Here is a 19,982-nt window from a genome sequence, read left to right on the forward strand (position 1 = left end):
AATTAATATTATTAACACAAAATTAAATATTTAATTTATTTTTTAAATATTATTTAATTTTTTTAACTAAAAAAATAATGCATAAGAATATAATATTGAAATTAAATACCCTTAGTTTATACTAAAAATAGAACATTAAAAATAAAGCAAAGGAAATGCAAAATGTATAAAAAAAATAAAAAAAAGGGAGTTAATTCTGAATTCACATTAAATTTTTCAGAAAATATTAAACATTTAAAGACATCGAATCAATTGCGTGTTAAGCGTGGTAATGATGGAACGCTGGTCGAAGCGACAGCAAAAGGCCAATATAATTATTGGTTAAATCAAGACGATCTCAACGAGATCGTTCGTTTAGGATATAACACTTATGCAGGAATAGTAGGAAGCAACGCAAAATTTGCAGTATCTGCTTCACTATCTGACTTAACGATTAACTTAGAGGCATTTTTATTAAAAACTAAAGAATCCGCTGAAGTCAGAATGACTTTAATTATACAATTAGAAAGTTTGAATTGGGTAACTTTGGTTATTTCTTATAAAGATAGACAGTGTACTGCTTATTATACGGATTCAAAAAATCATCCCATGCCGCCTGAATATTATCAGCTGCTTTTTGATCAGTTTAAAATACAGCCAATAAGCTTAAGTCCAGGTTTTTTGCAACAAACCGAGGATTATAATTCTGGTTTATGGGCTCTTGAAAATGCAGTCAGTCTGAATCAGATGCTTATTGAAAATCAATCAATGTATTGGTTAATAAATCAATTGCAATTATCCCGCAGTAAAGAATATTTTGAGACCAGACGACAATTTCTTTCAGAAAAACTTCGCGCTGACCCTGGATGGCATGAAAGACATCCTATGTTTATTCAGGAATTTAACCCACAACGTGAATCTTTACCCTCTTCATTCCGCCGTATCTCCTCTTCTTCATCACTCCATAGAGATGATGCAAAACGATTAAAATTAGCGCCTAAAGATGAAAAAGAAAAAATAATAATCTTATTAGAGACTTTTGTTGAAACTTTTATGAGAGTTTTTACCAAAAATTTGGGTAAATATCATTTATTGGCAAAAGGTGAGCTATTAACAGAAGAAGCATTAAAAACCGAACTAAAAACAGGATTAACCGGTGCGTTACTTGGAATAGGTATTTCTCAAAGTTTAGTTGGATCAATTCCTTCACTCGTCGCTTCATTACGAATGATTAGTGGTAAATTTTATATATCAAAAGATAAAGCTCAAAAAATTACTAAGATTTTTTCTAAGCTTAACCCAGGTAGTTTAAGCAAACTTTTATCCGCAGCGGCAGTTGATATTTTTTATAGCTATGAAAATCAATTTATGATGATAACGGATAAAGCCGGCGACAAGGTTGCTATGGAAAAGTTAGCCGAAGATGCCGTAGGCCGAGTATTTAACTCTATAGCAAAACTTACTGAAATAGATAGTTTTATTTCCGAGGAACTAATCGTACAAGGGATATTGCAAGGTCCATCGGAAAAATTCTTTGACCCGAGTGTTAAAACAGCCAGACTGAGAATCTCGGGAAATATTGTACAAGATAAAAGTGGAAAAGATATCAATACTGCAAATTTATATGAAAAAGTAGGTTTAGTTATTTTTGATGCCTATGGTCAACCCAATAAATATTATGCCAATAAAGATCATTTCAGAAATCATCGCTATGGTTACCGAAGAGTTTTAAATTGGGAGCAAGAAGTAAAGGGTGAACTAAAACAAAGTTTGAAAAATCAGTTTTTAATAGAAAACTATCCTCAAGAAGAAAGTCTTTTTCAGTTTGTTTCCAGAGGATATAATTATGTTTTAGAGACAGAGACGAATGCATCAGAAGCGCAACGTATTTTAGATAAAATAGAGCATCGAAATTCCGCCCAATCTTTTAAAAAGGAATACGAATACCCAAGTAAGATGCCTATTTTGTTTGATTTAAGAAAGCCTATAATAAATTTTAGCGGAAGAGTAGAGCTCCTTAAAACATTGCACGACATCTTACTATCGGAAAGAACGATAGCCATCGTGCCAACTTTATCTTCCTTAGATATTTTATCAAGCCCATCCTCCAGCAGCTCCTCTCAAGCAGCGAGTGGTTCTTCATTTTCTATTACTGGTTTAGGGGGAATAGGTAAAACTCAGCTCGCCTTGCGTTATGCTGAGCTTTATGCCAGAGACTATGATTATAACGTTTTATGGATTAGTGCTGAAACTAAAGAGAACTTGGCCTATTCCTTTCAAAAACTGGCCAACAAATTGCAGCTTATCATCACAGATAGCTATGGCTCAAAAAAAGATCTGGAAGAAATTGTCGATGCCGTATATGAATATTTTTCCGATAGAAAAAGTCTATTTATTTTTGATAATGTTGAGAATTATCGTGCGATAACAAATTATTTACCTAAAACTATGTTGGGTAATAAACCGACATTGCTAATTACTTCACGTTATTATAATTGGGAGAATGTTGCTTCAGTGTTATCGTTAGGGGTTTTTACCGAACAAGAAACCGAAGAGCTTATCAAAAAATCTTTAGATTTAAGCGATAATACTGAAAATGAAAAAATAAAGGAATTGAATAAATTACTTCAAGGTTTACCTTTAGCATTACAACAAGCGCTTGCTTTTATTAAACTTAAACAAAATACCGATGCTAATTTTTCTCTCGAAGACTATATAAAACTTTACAAAGAAAAATGTCAACTCTTATTGAATTTTGATTTCTCGAATTACAGCAATGATCTCTATCTGCAGACTGTATATACAACCTGGCTCATTACCTTAGAAAAAATTAGATCTCATGCAGTGGGTGAAGATGCGATAGAGGCTTTATATATTATGGCCTATTTAGACCCAGATAACATTTCAATTACAAAATTTTATTATTTAAATCATATTAATTGTAATTTAAAACTATATGATTTAGATGCTATTATGCACTTGTTAACTAGTTATTCCATGATAAATCGAGGTCAGGAAAATAAATTTACCATCCATCGATTGCTGCAACAGGTTATACGGCTTTATCTCGAGCAAGATAGACCTAAATTTGAAGACGTAATAAAAAAAACTCAAAAATTGCTGATTCATTTTGGTTTCAAAGATGATGAAGAAAATATTTTTCATTATTTACATTTTTTACTCTATATGTCAGAGCATTCCGATCTGGAATCGACTTTTTTATATGGTCATCCTGAAAAAATTTTTTTTGATAATTTGAGTTATCAACATATAAAATATTGCTCTTATTTTATCGATTTAGCCTATCTTAAATTTCCAAAGCCAAAATATCTTAGGTTTGTTGGAGACGCCATTGCCTATTATATAAAGTTAGGTTTATCTTTTTTCTTGGTTGAAACCTTAGACTATTTAGAAAAAAAATTGCTTGCAGGAAGCTTATCTAAAGAAAATATTAAATATATTATCGAGCATTTTAATAGTTTAAAAGACCCTAAATTTAAAATAAAGCGACTATCGAGTTTACCTTTGAAAAAGGAAATGCAACAAGAATCTATAAAACTTTTTTATGAATTTAAGATGAAAATTTTTGGAGATTTGTTCACCAGATATGAAAACTGCCCAGCACATAGTTTAAAGAGAAGTATTTGTACCTTTGAAACTGAGCAAGAAAAGATCGAAGATATCAAGAATCTAAAAATTAAATCTCATTTAAAAAAAGTAGCATCGCTAACTCGAACTATAGGTTCTGGTCTTATGGCTAAAGATACCTTAACCGCTTTATTTCAAGGGGATTTTAGCAAAGTGGCCATTAATTTTGGATTAATAGCCAGTAATGCACTCTTTGGCAAAATATCCAATGGCTTATTTTCCCAAGGTAAGCATTTGGCAGCAGAGACGAGTTTACTAGAAAAAGAGTTAAGTTTAGAAAGCAAAGACGCACTCCGAGCTTTATTTAACAAGAAAGTATTATCCGTAGGTCAAAGACAATTTTTAGCTAAAGCCATGCAAGGTGCTTCACCGTTTATTGCTAGAACGACAACCATTTTTATGGTTTATAATCTTAAACAAGAAATACAAGCTTATGAAATGGGCGATAAAGCAGTTATTCCTGATATTATTTCCAATGGCATTATTGTGGGTGTTGAGGGTTTAGAAGGAATTATTGAAGGGGCTGAATTGCTTGAAGTTATTGCAGGTGTAGCAGAATTTACAGGTCCAGTAGGCGAGGGAATTGCTTTGCTCGCTTGGTTAGGATCCGAAATATATACCTCAGAGCAACAAGTTGAGGCCATCAATAAATATGTTCCTCTCTCTCTAAAAGAACAAGTTGTTCAGTTTTTTCGGGCTTTTTTTCAGAGGTCGCCATCAGAATATTTACAACTTGAAGCTAAGAACCAACAATTAGTTAATCATGTCATTTCTTTCTTAAAGTTACACCCAGACATTATCTGGTATATTGTTCCTGCTTTTTATACAGAAAATATTTTATATAATAATAGTCTGATTTTCTTGGATAAAAAAAGACAACTGGAGCTTGATGAGAGCACCCCCAATCAGCCGAATGAAGGGCATTTATTTTGTTTATCCGGTACTATTAAATTGAAGCCTTCCGATGTTAACTTAGCTAATTCTAACTGCAAATGCAGTTACCTCTGTCACCATGCTATAGGTATAGAATATTCGGTAAATAGAACCGGTAACGCGACGCTAGTAGCTTTAGGACCAGGGAATCAGGAAGTTATTGCTTTTATCGATTCTCCCACATTATTTATCATAGAGAATGGCAGAAAATTGTATAGAGGTGGTAATAAAGTTAATGTGTTTAATTTGCAAGGAAACTCTACATCAGGTCATCTGCAAGGAGGTCAGGGATGGAATATACTTATACTGAATAAATTTAATCCTATAAAAAGTGATTATTTATTGATTGATATTAACGGTTTTTTATGTGGAAAAAATAGTAGTCTACTAAATTATATTCCAATATCCTGTTCTTCTGACGACAGTAGAATTCTGCTAAATAAAATCAATCAAGTTCGAGGTCGAAATAATCAACAAGAAATCTTTTACCTTAATAGGAACATGCACGAAATCGATGGTGGGGGAGGTAGAAATAATGAATTCCCAGACACCTTCTTCCTGAATGATCGTTCGTATAAAACACCAAAATTTATATTAAGAAATAATACTCTTATTTTATTTTTTTCAAATTCGAGTGTGAATTCTGTTGATTATTTAATACCATTAAAAGAAGTCGGTACAGCACAAGTCCGATTACATTCACAAGAAAAAATTCAACATCGATTCTTTTTCCAAACGGCTATACAGAATATTCAGACACTCAGTGTACAAAATAGTACCATAAATATTTTGCTTAATGCATTAGATTTTACAGATACAAAAACATTTACTCTTACTATTTCTGACTCTTCGACGGATTTAATTCATAATCAAACAAAAAATATATCTTATTTTTTTCAAGATACAGAAATGAAATTGTTAAATAACGAACAGGTCTATCTGCAAGAAAAGGTATCAAATAATAAAACCATTGATGAAAACATTAGTGTGTTAACCACATTGGCTAATCGTTTAGAAAAAACTTTTTCACTTCAATTATTCAACAATACTATGATTTCGATTGGGCAGACAAAGCATGAAATTTTTTATATTAATGGTTTATTTGAAAGTCATTTAGTGGGTAATGGTGGAGAAAATGTCTATATTATATCGCCTTGCAACGATGTCGTATTTCCTCTTGCGCCAATCACACTCTATGATACGTTAAAAGAAGATTTTAACGAGTTAATCGAATTCAGAGATACTTTGGATTTACGTGAACTGATTAAAAAATACAAACAAATCTACCCCGATGCTATCATTTTTCCTCGTTTATTTCGGGTAGGGGAGGATTTATTTTTGACATTGATTAACGCAATTTATTCACCCGCTCGTTATTTGCACGATGTAGACTGCTTCCATTCTCTGATCACTATTCAATTTAAAAACGCAGTTCTTGATAATTACACCTGGTTCCAAAAAATCGATATTTTTATTGATAATTCTATTCCTAAATATATAAGGGTTTTGGAGGATGAAATTTGGAATTTGGAAGAAGCACCTTTGGTTTTTACCGATGATATAGAAATTATAGTTATTACAGATAAAGATATTGGAGAACAAGCCGAAATTCCCATATCTAAAAATATAGGCAATTTTATTTTTCTTCAAACTGAAAATGATCTTATTATAACTAATATTCCAACCGCTTCCTTTGATTTCTGCACCATTATTCTAGTTGATTATAAAATACCTGAAATGAAAAAAAAGATATTATCAGCGACCTTTAAATCTTTCGATCACGAATTTCTATTGCAAGATTATCAAGATAAAATTGAACATGCTGCTTATTTTTCTGATAAGGTTAACTTCGAAGATATTAGCCTGACATCTAATTTTTTAAATTTAATCACCACCAAAGGAATATCTTCTGAGCATGAGAAGCCGCCACAAGAATTGCAGCGTCGTAAGCGTCAAATCATTCGCGAAGAAAATATAGGATTAAACACAAAAAAATCAGTGCCTAAGAATGATAATAAACTAAGCAATCAGACATTTTTTCCTCAGAGTAAACCGCATTCTCGACTTAGTAGTGCGTTTGTCGAGGATCGTATTTTAAGGATTGCAGAGGATTACTCAAATAAACACCAGGATTCTTCATTGAAAAACATAGCTCAGCCTATTAAAAAGAGGATTAATCAGAGAGACAGTGAAAGACAAGCGAGTCCGATAGCTACACAGAAGAAGAAATCTAATTCCAATCTAGAAAAGAAACATCGAACTTACACTAAAAATAATCGAAATTATCATAAGCAAATTATTTCGAAACAGTCTGCTCAACCTATCTTAAAATCACCAGTAAAGCCGCAAACTGAAAATTTACCGGTGAATAAAAATAATTTTTTAAAAAATGTCTTACATCAGGATAGAAAAAATTTGTTTGCTGCGAAGGCTGAAAGCAATTTCTTAAACTATAAAGAAATAGTTAAAAAGGGTATAAAAACCCAACCGAGACTACGCTATCAACAAAGTGAATCTAAATCGCAGCACAAAGCAAATCAATACTCAATGCAATTTTCACGCACAGGTGTTTTCCCTGAGCTAAATGAAACCCTTGTGTTTTTTGAATTTGCTGCGAGGAAATTTTTACGAAACCCGGTATCCCATTCTTTTGATGCAAAATCAAATAAAATTTTTAAGCAAAAAGAAAAACAAGTAGATAAAATGAAATCTAAGATTTTTGGGGCTCAGTTTAAGTTTAACGGGTGAATCACTATCAGGAAGCATTTAAAAGAAAGTAAACTTCAAGTGCTATCTAAATCTAACCAACTTGCTTATAGAGGACAGTAATATTAGTTATAGATAATATTAATCGATTATTATTTTTCAATAAGATAGTTCTATTTATAGATAAGTCATGATAGTATTCACTTTCATAAATATTAATCTTTTTGGGTAAATATCATGCATATTAAATTTGATTCAGCCTATGGACCATTAATTAATGGTGTTTTTGAGCTTAGTGGAAAAGAGGTCTCACCAGCCATTGATCCTGCAACAGGTAAGCATTTGGCCAATATACATTATTGTACTGCCGATGATGTTGCGCGTGCTGTTTCTGCTGCTGAAAATGCATATCCAGCCTGGAGATCAGTCGGTCAAAAGGAGAGAGCGGCGTTAATTAATAAATTGGCGGACGCATTGGAAGGCGACATGGAGCGCCTAGCTAGAATTGACATGCATGATGTTGGACGTTGTATTAGTGAAGTAAGAAAAGATTATTTAACAGCAATCCGGCATTATCGTTATTTCGCATCGATTATCATGGCCTATGAAGATTTTGGCAAGGAAATTTCTGATGGATATTGCCTAGCTATGAGAGAACCTCTGGGAGTATGTGGACAAATTATTCCCTGGAATGCCCCTGCGATTATTGCTTCTTTTAAACTTGCTCCAGCGCTAGCTACGGGTAATACCATTGTTTTAAAGCCAGATGAAAATGCTTCTCTTTCAACCTTGGAACTTGGAAAGCATATTAACGCTATTTTTCCTCCGGGAGTAGTAAATATAGTGACAGGTCTTGGTGATATAGTGGGTAATGCGTTGACTCACAACAAAAAAGTTAGGAAGTTGTCTTTTACTGGCAGTACAGAGGTTGGAAAATTAGTTGCAAAAGTAGCGGGTGAGAGATTGGTACCTGTAACTTTGGAACTCGGTGGAAAAAGTCCAAATATCGTTTTTCCTGATATTGAAGATATGGATGCTGTCGTCGATAATGTTACATTTGCGGCAATCCATAATAATGGACAGTCTTGTCTTGCAGGTACAAGGTTATTTGTGCATGCCGATATTTTTGATGCCTTTACAGAAAAATTGGTTGCATCCTTTAAAAGAGTAAAGCTAGGTTCTCCTGAGGATGAAAATTCAAGAGTAAGTTGTCTCATTTCAAAAAAGCAGGGAGAACAAGTGCTTAATTATATTGATATTGGGATAAAAGAAGGTGCGAAACTTCTTGTCGGTGGCTCAAGAAAAACAGTAAAAAACTGTGAACATGGTTATTTTATTGAACCAACCATTTTTTTAGCAAAGAATGATATGCGCATATGTCAAGAAGAGATTTTTGGTCCGGTGTTGACGCTGATGAAATGGGATAATTATGAAGAAATGATATATCAAGCTAACGATGTACAGTATGGACTTGCAGCAGGAATTTACACAAGTAGTTTGAAAAATGCTTTAGAAACAGCAGATAAATTAGCGGCAGGTTCAATTTGGATTAATCGTTATTCCAATATTTCAGAGGGTACTGCTTTTGGTGGGTATAAAAATAGTGGGATCGGCCGAGAGTTTTGTCGAGAAACACTTAATTCGTATACTCAAATTAAAACAGTCACTATTCAGACACAAGTTCCGGAAGCTTGGTTTTCTCCCTTGGTTAAATAATTCTAACGGCTTATACTTAAAAGTAACGTCCTGCACATACGATAATATTTTTTAAAAGAATAATTTTGTAATAGAGCAGGGCGATAACTTAGAAAAGTCCAACCAGATTTGTGCTTCTGTAGAACTTGAACAAATAACTATTAAAGGTGCAGTGTGTTTCAATAAATAAAATAAAAATTATTTTAAAATAAATGATTTATGAAATAATTTGTTGATCCTCTATATCACTAGTTCAAGAGAAAGATTACCATCTCATTTTGATGGATATTGGGTTGCCCGATATGGATGGCATTGCGTTAACACACCGTATCCGTCTACAGCAGTGGCAACGAACTGACACAACGCCTATCATTGGTTTAACGGCTCACATTGATCTTGAAAATAGACAGTGTTGTTTAGATGCGGGTATGAATACCGTTATAACAAAACCTTTAAAAAAAGAAACCGCCTTAGAATTATTGAGGACTTTTGTGCCAGATGCATGCATAAATCAAGTTTCTTCTCTTACTGATATTAGGCCAGTTACCGGACCGGTATTAGATGTCGAAGCAATGAAAGCCGTATTAAAAAATGAGGAATTGATTAAGGACTGTATTCAATTAATGGTAATTGGATTAAAAAAAGATCTTGTTGAATTGTCTCGATTACATCAATCTGCTAACTGGCAAGCCATACGTGAGATTGCACATAAAAGGCAAGGAGGAGCTAGCTATTGCGGAGCTAAACGTTTGGAACAAGCTTGTAAGCAGATTGATGATTATTTACGCGAAAATGGTCCTAAGGGACAAACTAATGCGCTTTATCGTCAATTGATTCAAGAAATGGAAGATGCAAAAACAGTGTGTGAAGATTATATTAAATAAACTGATAATAAAAATATTTGCTAGAATAAATGTCTTTTTTGAAATAAGCCAATTATTAAAACAATCGGCTTATTTTGGGCTAATGAAGATTAATAATATTAATTCATCGCAGGTTTTTGTACTGGATTGTTCTCAGTTATATTATCTTCTGGCTTAAGAGTAAAAAATGAGCTATTAGATAACGTGAACAATTTTTTTGGGGTCTTAGAAGTAAAGTAGTCAAAGGCAATAATTGAATCTGCTCCTTTTTCCAATAACGGAATAATACGATGGGCAACTTCTACATGTTGTTTATCCGTTAAATAATTATCACGATTGGTTTCATCTGAAAAATTCATTTCAAAAACATATTTTTTATCAGAAATAGAGGCTTGGCATTTTCCATAAGAAAAAGAGGACATTCCAGGAAGCTTGTTAAATAGATTTGTTAATAATTCAAATGACTTATTAATTTCTACGTTTTTGCAGGTTTCTTTAAATGGTAAGAAGACTACATGGTTTATCGGAGATTGAGAATGAACCGATTGATTAGTAAGCTGAGTAGAGGGTTCATACTCTATAGAAAAAACTTCTTTTTCTTCATTGAGGAAAGGTTTTAATTGCTCTAAAAATTCGAGATATTCCTTCTCTGTTTCTGATTTGAATTTAGCAGGGTTGCCATCCACAGAGATCTTCAAAATGTAATTATAACCTTTATTTCGTCCTTCGGCACTTTGGTAAGGACCATGTTCAATTAGATGGGTGATCTTATTTAATTCTTTAGATTTTAAAAAATCATCAAATTGGGTAATAGCAGATTTTGAGCATTCTTTTAATGAAAAAAGTTTAATAAAATGATAATTCATATTTTCTCCGATTTATTTAAGGTAAATAGTTTTTAGTTTGATGTCGATTTTAATCGACAGTTAAGCTTTTCCATACTTTGTATTCCTCTAATACATAGGTCAATCCATGTTTAATGGCAACTGACATAATTTCTGCTTTCGAATGACATTGTAATTTTATCTTTAAATTATGCACATACCAACGAGCGGTTAATAATGAAATTTTTAAAAGAGAAGCAATTTTCTTTTAGGACGTAATTTAAATTCCTTATTTAGCCACGAAGAAGATATTGCTACTGGCGTTGCGGCTGCTGCTTTAGGTTTTATGTTAAATTTAAAAAATGATAATAAAAAGAATAATTTTACGATCGAGCAGGGCGCTAATTTAAATCAATCGAGTCGAATTTATGTTGCCATAAGCACGAAAGTAACTATAAAAGGGGAAGTTTATTTTATTAATTAAAATAAAAATAATTTCTATAAAAAATGATCTAGGAAATAATTTATTGATCCTCTATACTCAAAAAGTGGCCTAAAAATAAATTCAATAAAAGGAGACAGGAATGGTTATTGAGGCGGTAACAGCAATTGCGGTAGTTAAAACTGGCAAGGAAATTCTTGAGATTCTGCATTTGCTACATGTGGGGCATTTAACGGGTAAAGCCACTTTTAAAAAAGGAAGTTCTTTTATACTCGCCCTAGAAAAAAAATATCAAAAATTTTTAGATAAAAAAAATTTAATTCTACAGCTAAAACGAGGAGCACAAACTCTTTATGATTATCAGGATATTGGTACTCAGGAAGAGATTGAGAGCCAAGCTGAAGGTTATCTGATTACACTGCAAAAAAGTATTAAGAAATTAGAGAAAGCACAGAAATATTTTTTAGCGATCAATACAACTTTAATAGAACTTATTAAAGCTTTACGAGATAATAATAACGAGCAGTGTCAAATCCAATTATTAACGCTCGAAACTAACTTTAAATTTTTTACAGATAAATTAGACGGATTTTTAGATTTAATTGCACCGCCGGTATCTCGTGAAAGATTGTATATTGCCGATTCATTATCTGAAACGAAAATTATTGAACGCTTCAATAAATATTTAAAAAGAATTAGGGAGAACGTTGATTTACTAGGGAAAACAGAACAACTGATTGCTAATCAATTTGATCAAGGCTTCAATTCGGGTCATACATTGTTACCTGCAATAAGCTCAAGTTCAGCTCATCCCTTTGAACAATTCCAGCAAGATATTAAACAGTATTTGGATTTCCTCAAAATAGAACGGACCAATCCATTGGAGAACAATCCAAATTGGTTTCGCTTACTTACTGAAGCGGAACAGATAGAAGTTGGACAGCGTATTTTTCTACATGCGATGAACGTTGAAGAAAGCTGCGAGGATGAAAAATTACTGATCGCTCAAATTTTCTTAACTAAACCCGTTTCTAATCATTTGGCGAAACAAATGGAAGTTGATGAGCTGGCTTATGAAATGGCTTGTAGTTTACGCAATTGGCAAATTTTAAAGTGCAAACAGCTTATTAGATTTCTCATAACATTGGAACGAAGGCAGCCATTGCCAGACCAGGATATGGATGGACTGTTAGCGTGGCTTAAAACGAAAAGAAGAAAGCAGAATCCGATCGAATTATTCACAGAAATTTTAGTTCCACCCTGTCTTTTCAGCGAGTGCAATTTAGAATCAGCACAGGCCAAATTCAATAGTTTATTTCCTGATCAAGATTTAAATGAACTTATTAAAAAACATCAGGACAGTCTTTGGGGTAGTATCTGGGAAAAAAGCGATTTGCTGATCCAATTGCCGAAATCATTTAATACGAAAATTCTTGAAGAGGATTGCCAAAAAGAGGATAGCTCATTACGAAGATCAACCATCGTCTCTGTAATGATACGGAAACTTGCCACAGCGGTTATTGTAGATCTTAAACAGTTACAACTTGAGTTGATGAAGGATAAATTTTCTTATTCAAATGAGCAAGCCCGCGTTCTTAAGGAAAAGAAAGAAGCTTTTGAGATACAAAAAAACGAAGAACATGATGCAGGTGTAGAACGGATTAAGCAAGCAGATGCACGTATTATTATTATCTCTTCTTTTGCAAGTAGTTTATTTCCTTATCTCTATCAAGCCAAGAGGATCAATCAAGAAGAGCAAAAGCTGCAAGTGCCAACCATCGATGATTTATCACACGTTATTTATAGAGGCGTCGATCCGAATGGAATTTGTCTCTGGAAAGACAATTCTAAGACCTTTTCCCGATCAAACCAACTCGTGCATCATTTTTTGCCGGATAAACCAGGTGATAGCAAAACAAAAGCTTGGCTTTATGCTCGTGATGAATGTCAAGTCAATAGGGTTGCTTTATTTTCTGATTTATTTTCTTCTACTGACTTAATTTTATCACAGGCGGTTAAAAATAATCTTTCAATACAAGCTATTTTAAGAAACAACAAACAACTCGCCATCACTGCTCACAGTAAAGCATTGAGCGGTTTGAAACCAGAAACGATGGAAAAAACCGAGGCTGTTTTTCAGGAATTGAAAAATTACTATGTATTGGCTTTAGTAAGAGCACATCCAGAATACCAAAAAGAAGTATCATTCAAGAAACAACTCGAATGCTTAGTTAAAAATTTCTTTAAATCGACTCAGAAAACAGGAGAAGAGCGACTGAAGAGTGTAGAAATATTTGTCGGTGATTTATGTGTTGTATTTTCAGCGAAGGATGCCAATGCCATGAGCCTGGCTTTAGATGATTTTAATAAAAATTATGAGGAAAGATTTAAGAAGGAAAGGAAGGTCGATCGCAGTGTTCTCTATTCTATAATAAAAAAGATGATAGAGGGTCCTCTTTTAGCTATCGAACACCAGGCAAAAGGAAATCTTACAAAAACTTCCTTAGATGCGAAACTGATTGAACAACAACCAAAAGAGGAAGTAGTGGCTACAGAGGATAAAGGGAAGGAATCTGCACAAGTTCTTGAGCAAGAGGAAAGTAAAAAGAAAGAAACCGTATTAGAGAAAGTAGCTCGTTTGGAAGCTTTAACGGAACAAGAACCACGGACTTTATCCGCTTCCGTAAACCTAACAACCTCACGAGTGACATTATTTTCTAATCCATCTTCATCCAAAACAATACCAACAGAGGAAGTGGATTCTAATCCTACAGCAAAGGTTCACTATGGCCCCTAATACGGATATCCAAGTCACAGACTCGACAAACTTGCAGTTCAATCCGCCCTTTTGGATAACTCATTGTTTGTCGATGTCTGTGACTAAAGACCAAGTTTGGACATCCGATTGGGTCAAATCTTTGCAAAAAGGAATGGGAGAGGCGGATTCAAAGGTCATTGTATGGGTATATCAACAACTCACTATTCAACTCAATAGTCTGTTGCATCAGCCAAACTCAACTGACGAGAACAGTCAGAATGATTGGGTAACTGTTTTATTGCGGCAGTTATTGGTGATGCATGTCTATCTTGAGGTTGTTGCAGAGTATAACCCCTATCTAATCCAAGCAGATCAATGGGTAGAGCAGGCTACTCATGTGATGACTGTTACCCCTAAAAAGATTTGCTTAAATCAGTTGGATCTATTAATGGAAGAGGCTCTATGCGAAAAATATGAAAAGCAGCCTTTAAATAAAACGGTAGACCGTGCTTTATTTAAGATCTATCAACATACATTGATTCTCTATTTTCAACAGTTATTGGATTGCCTTCGAAATACGACTCAAGAACATGCACCTTGCGATGCAGAAGAGAGTGAATATGAATCCTATATTCGCGTGATTTGTATATTACATGCTTACATCGCTCAATTATCTACTTTACCGTTAACAGAAACAGAACATTTACCGAGTTTGTTATTAGATCAATTAACGCAACTTATAAAACTCACCAGTACACTGGATTTATCGCCGTCATGGATGGAGCGTTTGAAGCAGTGGCTACTATGGTGTTTTAACAAACTTAAGTTATGGCATATAACAACACCCAGCGCTGCACAGACTTCATCTACATCGTTACTGGTAATTAGTCGGCAATTAAAAAAATCAGCTACGGAAACGATTAGGAAAAAAAAGGTGCAATCACTTCATGTGATACGAGAACGTTGTTGGTTATATTTTTCATTGCATGAGCAACTCATCAGTCAATGGTGTAATGAAGAAGAAAGGCATGCACTGGAATATCATTCGACTGCATTGGCTTTATTTGAAAGTTTTATGAGTACTTTTGAATGCCCACCGACATTTAATAAAGGGATTTTACGTGAGAATCCTCTGAAATCACAGCGAACTGCCAAGTTCAATCGAAAGAAAATAACGCCAGTTGAGCATTGGGAACCCTTATTAGATATTGCCTTAAATAAACTAGGCACGGATTTCTTTATTAGGGGTTGGTTTATCTATAATTGTTATTCTGATAGAGCATCCTTACTACACTGGTTGGTTGCTCGACAAGAACCTCGTCTAATGGCTACTATCAAGGCTTATGTAAACAGCGAAGAAAGGGATTTTAAGGAAGATGAAATTTCTAATTTTGATAAAAGAAATCTGTATCGTTTTGTTCGAGCTACTTATAAAGATTTCTGTGCGGACTTAAATTTGATCACACAAATGATCTTGAGTGTTTGGTTTAAAAAGGTTGGAATCAATGTTTCTCACACAGATTTGGCTAGTATTTTATCAAGACCGGGACGTTGGTTACATCATAAAAAACAAGAGCCACCGTCAACACGATCCGCACACTGGGAAGACACTATTCCTAATCTTGCCTTTACCTTATATGATGCGATTGAGCGCTTAGGCGCTGGTTTATATTTCTTTCCACCCTTACAACAACGTTGGTCTGCATTACAAGAAGTATTATCAGCCTATCCCGATAATCTTGCAGAATTTGTTCATCGCCATCATGCTGAGATTGCCACGGTCATTAAAAAATTATTATTTATATTTCATTTAGACCATAAATCTAAAGCGAGTAGGGATAACGTTCTATTAAATGTTTGGGCACAGCGTTATATTCCGCGTATTCAGTCTGTCAAGCATCTTTTACAAAAGTTCAGAGAGTTAGATCCCGATGAATTACAAAGTGACGATGCAGAAAGAGCAGCAGACTCCTTATTAAGGCGGCTGAAAACGGTCGTAATCGATAGTATGCATTGTCATCTCAGCAGTATGCAATGGATTATTAATGCGCTTTCTTTATCACCTGAGGAATTACAAAGAGAGCATACCCAGGAAAACTGTAACTATGTCAATAAAGTCAAAGAAGTAGATGCTGAGATAACTAGGGCCCGCAAAAGTGAAAAGGCGGCGCGCAGAGAGAAAGAAGCTGCATTGGAGAAAATAGTGCGTTTAGAAGCTTTATTAGCGGAACGAGCACGACAGACCCAGCCAATTCCTGCAAACGTAACAAAATCGGGGATGACGCTATTTTCTGATTCAGCTCCATCTCAAAAAACACCCACTGAGTTTAACGATCCTAGTTCTGTTTTAACAAATTAGTGCCGTTGCGAGTTTGCGTATCACGAAAAGATTAGCCAGGAATTAGAAACGGATTTTTATTTCGCATATCCTTATTCCTTGTGGGAACGCGGCCTCAATGAAAATACGAATAGGCTAATCAGACAGTATTTGAAAAAAGGTTCTGACTTTAGTCACATTACAGAAAATGAACTTGGATCTATTATGGATAGATTGAATAACCGACCAAGAAAGTCGCTAGGTTTTGCTACACCAAAAGAGATATTTTATGAAATGCTACAATAGTTAGGTTTAAGCGAAGGATTACTTGGTTCCTGAGTAGTTGCTATTCGTTTTTTTAATTCTTCCAAAGCTTCTGGAGCAGGAATAATTTCATTTAAACTAAAATATTTACGGGTTATGGGATTGCAACGTTGACTTAGATCAGATGGATTGCGTTCCCTAATATTTAAAATTTCAACTAAATCATATACTTCATTAGATTTATTATCAGGAAGTAACTCATTGGGAAGCCTAACCGGGATAGTAGGGGCAGTCAGGCCAATAGGCGATCGAAATGTATTGCCTAAAATTTGCGTAGTTAATAAATTATTATATTTCTCTTCTAGATTTTCTTTTAAACAATTTTTAATATGAACATGCATCTCTGAATTAAATCGATCCCAACGCAATTGAATTATCGGAGGAATAGTTAAACCATCAACACGCCCAACATCAGACAGTAAGCGATTCAATAAATCTATATTTAAATAATTAATTTTAATACTTTCTACTGAAGTAACCCGAGTCAATGGAAATTGACCAATAAAAACAGGGATTGGAGCTTTTTCAAAAGCTATTAAATTTATTTCACTTAATTTCAAAAGATACTTTTGAAATTTGTTTTGTATAGAAGCATTTGGAGGATTAGATATGCGTGGACGGATTCTTATGGAGTCAGCCTCCATTGTAGTTCTATAATACATATCACCGACTAAACTTAAAATTAATTTTACCAAGCTCATTAAGGTTTTTTTCTGTTCTTCCGTTAACTGATTATAATTAGACATAGTTATTTTTTTAAATTAAATTGACTAATATAATGATAACATATTAATGGGGTAAGGTTGGGAGTTTTGCAGTTAAAATTGCCTGTTTTAAGCGTTTAAATTAATGTATAATTTAGTTATTAATTAAAATAAAGAAGTAAAGATAAACATGCAAACGAAAAAAATAAAATTGGGTGACGTTAAGCGACTTGAATCAATAGCTGAGGAACGTTATTCGGCTGAACTGAAAAAATTGTATGCACAGGTTGATCAATTGAGATCTCAACCGTTTAGCGTGGGCAATGCCAGCAGCGTCGCTAATTCTTCTCTTGATAACGCTAAGAAGTTAGCGGAACAGGCCAAAACTCTTTATTATTCTTGTGCTGAAGATCTTGGGCTGAATCATGCAGATGCTGGTGAGGCTTACAAAAGCTTGATGGATCTGTTAAAGAAAAATGCAGCGGGACTCCGTTGGTTTCTAGCGAATAACCCTGCTTTTGGAACAATTGAGTATAATCAATTAATGCCTGGCGTTGGCTCGGTTACCTCAGAATTCGAGTATGTTGCCCCTACGTTTATTACCAAATTTGTAGACAGTGGAATATGGCTGCCTCCGCTTGTGATTTTATCTATAGTCATCTTAAGTGTTGCTATAACGTCGTTGGCAGCTCCAGTCCTCCTAATTCCTACAACAATAGGCGCTGCAGCTACTGCCATTACGTTCTTTTCTTGCAAAAAAACCTATTATGACCAAGAAGTAAAATTAATTCAGATCCTAGCTAGATAAAATATGTTTTAACGTTATTTGATAAGCTTGGTAAACATCGAGCGAGATATTTTCTCGATGCCGATAATAAAGTTTATCGGATATTGAAGTGAGTGAGCGGACCGCGCATGCAAATCATAAGTGCAACGTAATTTCGAAGGAAATCCTAAATAGATTTTCGACGGTAAGCCCTTTCAGTTTCTTCAACGTAAGCAATTCCTGTTAGTATATTAACAGGAAAAGTTAATATTCCTGAACAATTAAAACAAGCCTTAAAATCATCTCCTTCTCTTCCACCTTTGGTTTTATAAAGTCTTTTAGTCATTATAATAGTATTATTCATTGTCCTGAAAAATAACGATGTATTCTTGATTTTTTTAGCTACACTAGGAAAATGATCATGATGTTGCCAAAGTTGATCATTAAGTGCGACTATTTCGGCATGCAACCCAGGGATTCCCGCAGATCTTGGTATAGTGTAATTATTTTTTTTGAGATGATGCGTAATTCGGCTTCGTATGATAGGATGTAGTCCTGCCTCCCCATACTTTTTATACTTTTCATCCACTGCATTTAAAAATGCATCCAGGTTAACTATTAAGTACGTTCTTACGCTAACATTACCTACTCCTGGAAATGAATTTATTTCCCCTCCATCTATATTGTTAAAGAGCGAATTAATTTTATTGGACTCCATTACATTTACACTTGTAGAGTATGCGCTTGCAGCTTTATAAAATGCCGGAGAGAATTTCATCGTCCTTAATGCTGTTTGTAATGTACGATCACTTAACTTCTGATTCCCCATTGCCTCTCTTTCTTCTTTTCCCTTTTTTAATAGTTGATTCGTCGAATCCTCCAGCATTTTATAGGCGACTCGAACGATAGGGAATTTTTTAAATAAACACTGTACTATCTTTAAATCATCACATTTATCGCCAGCAAGATCTAAGGCATTTAAACTTCTTTTTTTTTGACTTTTCATTGCTCAGCTTTCTTTTATTATTTTTTGGATTTGTAAAATTTTTTTAAAGCACCAATTCGGTTCAGTAACTAAATTTTAAGCGCAACGCCGTTTGATTGTAACCTGCTTTCCATAATCCATAAATTTGACATCGTTTCCTAAAATCAAGTTGTTTGAACTTCTTAAATTAATCACTTACTCCAGGTTGACCTACTATCAAGGCTAACTCGAATATCCGGTTTATTGGCATCTACATCCAAGCTTCGATGTCCTTCGCAACCGTAAAAGCTACACCAAGCGGTTATTGGACGGTTTTGACTTGGGATCTTAGCTGCTTTTTTTAATGTTGTAATTTCAGAGGCCCCGTTTGTGCTAGTTGTGCTACTTTGTGAGCACTTTACTAATAACGTGTCTAGAACTGAGCTTACCTCATCTTCTTTTAGTAAATTTGGATGTTCATTCAAGGAAACTAATCTGATCATAAATTCTTTAAAGAACGACTCAGGTGAATTACTTTTTATAACGGCATCGATGATGTCGTTTGTGTTAGTCTTATCATGCAATTTATAAAAGCAGATAAAATGGAGAGCATTAAGCGCTTCTTTAGGACGATTGCAACCCATGATCTTATCGAGATGCTTTTGGATAAACGCTTTTCCAGCACTATCCATATTCCCATAGAAACCTTTGTAGATCCAAAATAGTACATCAAGCTTACCCCTAACAATAGGATCCACCGTATTAGGATAGTTATATTTTTCAAAAAATTTATCCATGACGGGATTTTTTTTTACAATTTTGATACCAAAACAATAAAGATAACTGAGCGCACAAAGATCGTCCGCCAATGCTTTGAAATCTATGTCACTCTTTACCTCCCCCTTTTCATCTAATATTTTTAAACTAAGTCTATTTAGCCCAGAGTTGTAAATTTCCTGAAATTCTTTTATTGATTCTGATAATTTTTTCCGGTAGGTTTTATATTCTTTATTATTATTTTGAGTTGCTTCAAAAGCGGCAGTCACGCGCGCTATTAAT

The 19,982-nt window shown here is 34.2% G+C and carries 11 protein-coding genes and 1 pseudogene; 8 read left to right on the top strand and 4 right to left on the bottom strand.

Annotation, left to right across the window (positions count from 1 at the left end; translation table 11 throughout):
* Positions 1-162: 162 nt before the first annotated feature.
* From AAHI99_RS03650 to AAHI99_RS03660, 3 genes are all read left to right on the top strand, one after another.
* Positions 163-7,308, top strand: coding sequence for an NB-ARC domain-containing protein (locus AAHI99_RS03650; RefSeq protein WP_342228310.1), 7,146 nt, complete (start codon positions 163-165; stop codon positions 7,306-7,308).
* Between the two features lie 195 nt (positions 7,309-7,503).
* Positions 7,504-8,982 carry an aldehyde dehydrogenase family protein gene (locus AAHI99_RS03655; RefSeq protein ID WP_342228311.1) on the top strand — a complete coding sequence of 493 codons (1,479 nt, stop codon included), beginning with the start codon at positions 7,504-7,506 and terminating at the stop codon, positions 8,980-8,982.
* A 260-nt stretch (positions 8,983-9,242) separates the two neighbouring features.
* Positions 9,243-9,845 (top strand): response regulator, encoded by a 603-nt coding sequence (locus tag AAHI99_RS03660; protein ID WP_342228312.1) that lies wholly within the window; start codon positions 9,243-9,245, stop codon positions 9,843-9,845.
* Between the two features lie 98 nt (positions 9,846-9,943).
* On the opposite strand, the gene AAHI99_RS03665 is transcribed toward AAHI99_RS03660, so the two are convergent.
* Positions 9,944-10,690: a Dabb family protein gene (locus AAHI99_RS03665; protein ID WP_342228313.1), complete on the bottom strand. Its 747-nt coding sequence runs from the start codon at positions 10,688-10,690 to the stop codon at positions 9,944-9,946.
* Positions 10,691-10,958: 268 nt separating this feature from the next.
* Here AAHI99_RS03665 and AAHI99_RS07595 point away from each other — a divergent pair, with 268 nt between their 5' ends.
* The 4 genes and pseudogenes from AAHI99_RS07595 to AAHI99_RS07600 form a co-directional block, all read left to right on the top strand.
* Positions 10,959-11,132, top strand: a complete 174-nt coding sequence (locus AAHI99_RS07595) for a hypothetical protein (protein WP_425288732.1) — start codon at positions 10,959-10,961, stop codon at positions 11,130-11,132.
* 100 nt (positions 11,133-11,232) lie between these two features.
* Positions 11,233-13,887 carry a hypothetical protein gene (locus tag AAHI99_RS03670; protein WP_342228314.1) on the top strand — a complete coding sequence of 885 codons (2,655 nt, stop codon included), beginning with the start codon at positions 11,233-11,235 and terminating at the stop codon, positions 13,885-13,887.
* A complete protein-coding gene (locus AAHI99_RS03675) occupies positions 13,877-16,207 on the top strand; it encodes a hypothetical protein (RefSeq protein ID WP_342228315.1) in 2,331 nt (776 codons plus the stop codon). The genes AAHI99_RS03670 and AAHI99_RS03675 overlap by 11 nt, the downstream gene beginning before the upstream one ends.
* A gap of 9 nt (positions 16,208-16,216) precedes the next feature.
* A pseudogene (locus AAHI99_RS07600) lies at positions 16,217-16,471 on the top strand (IS30 family transposase); the annotation flags it as partial.
* On the opposite strand, the gene AAHI99_RS03680 reads toward AAHI99_RS07600, so the two are convergent.
* Positions 16,453-17,235 (bottom strand): hypothetical protein, encoded by a 783-nt coding sequence (locus AAHI99_RS03680; RefSeq protein WP_342228316.1) that lies wholly within the window; start codon positions 17,233-17,235, stop codon positions 16,453-16,455. The pseudogene AAHI99_RS07600 and the gene AAHI99_RS03680 sit on opposite strands and share 19 nt — an antisense overlap.
* Positions 17,236-17,383: 148 nt before the next feature.
* On the opposite strand from AAHI99_RS03680, the gene AAHI99_RS03685 reads away from it, so the two are divergent.
* A complete protein-coding gene (locus AAHI99_RS03685; protein WP_342228317.1) occupies positions 17,384-18,001 on the top strand; it encodes a hypothetical protein in 618 nt (205 codons plus the stop codon).
* Between the two features lie 145 nt (positions 18,002-18,146).
* Here AAHI99_RS03685 and AAHI99_RS03690 read toward each other — a convergent pair whose 3' ends face one another.
* Together AAHI99_RS03690 and AAHI99_RS03695 are read right to left on the bottom strand one after the other, a co-directional pair.
* Entirely contained in the window at positions 18,147-18,965 is an 819-nt protein-coding gene (locus AAHI99_RS03690) for a YwqJ-related putative deaminase (protein ID WP_342228318.1), read from the bottom strand.
* A 170-nt stretch (positions 18,966-19,135) separates the two neighbouring features.
* The gene (locus AAHI99_RS03695) at positions 19,136-19,969 is read right to left on the bottom strand and encodes a hypothetical protein (RefSeq protein ID WP_342228319.1); all 834 of its coding nucleotides are present in this window, start codon (positions 19,967-19,969) and stop codon (positions 19,136-19,138) included.
* Positions 19,970-19,982 lie beyond the last annotated feature (13 nt).

It is taken from the genome of Rickettsiella endosymbiont of Rhagonycha lignosa (genome assembly GCF_964031165.1).
Classification (GTDB): domain Bacteria; phylum Pseudomonadota; class Gammaproteobacteria; order Diplorickettsiales; family Diplorickettsiaceae; genus Aquirickettsiella.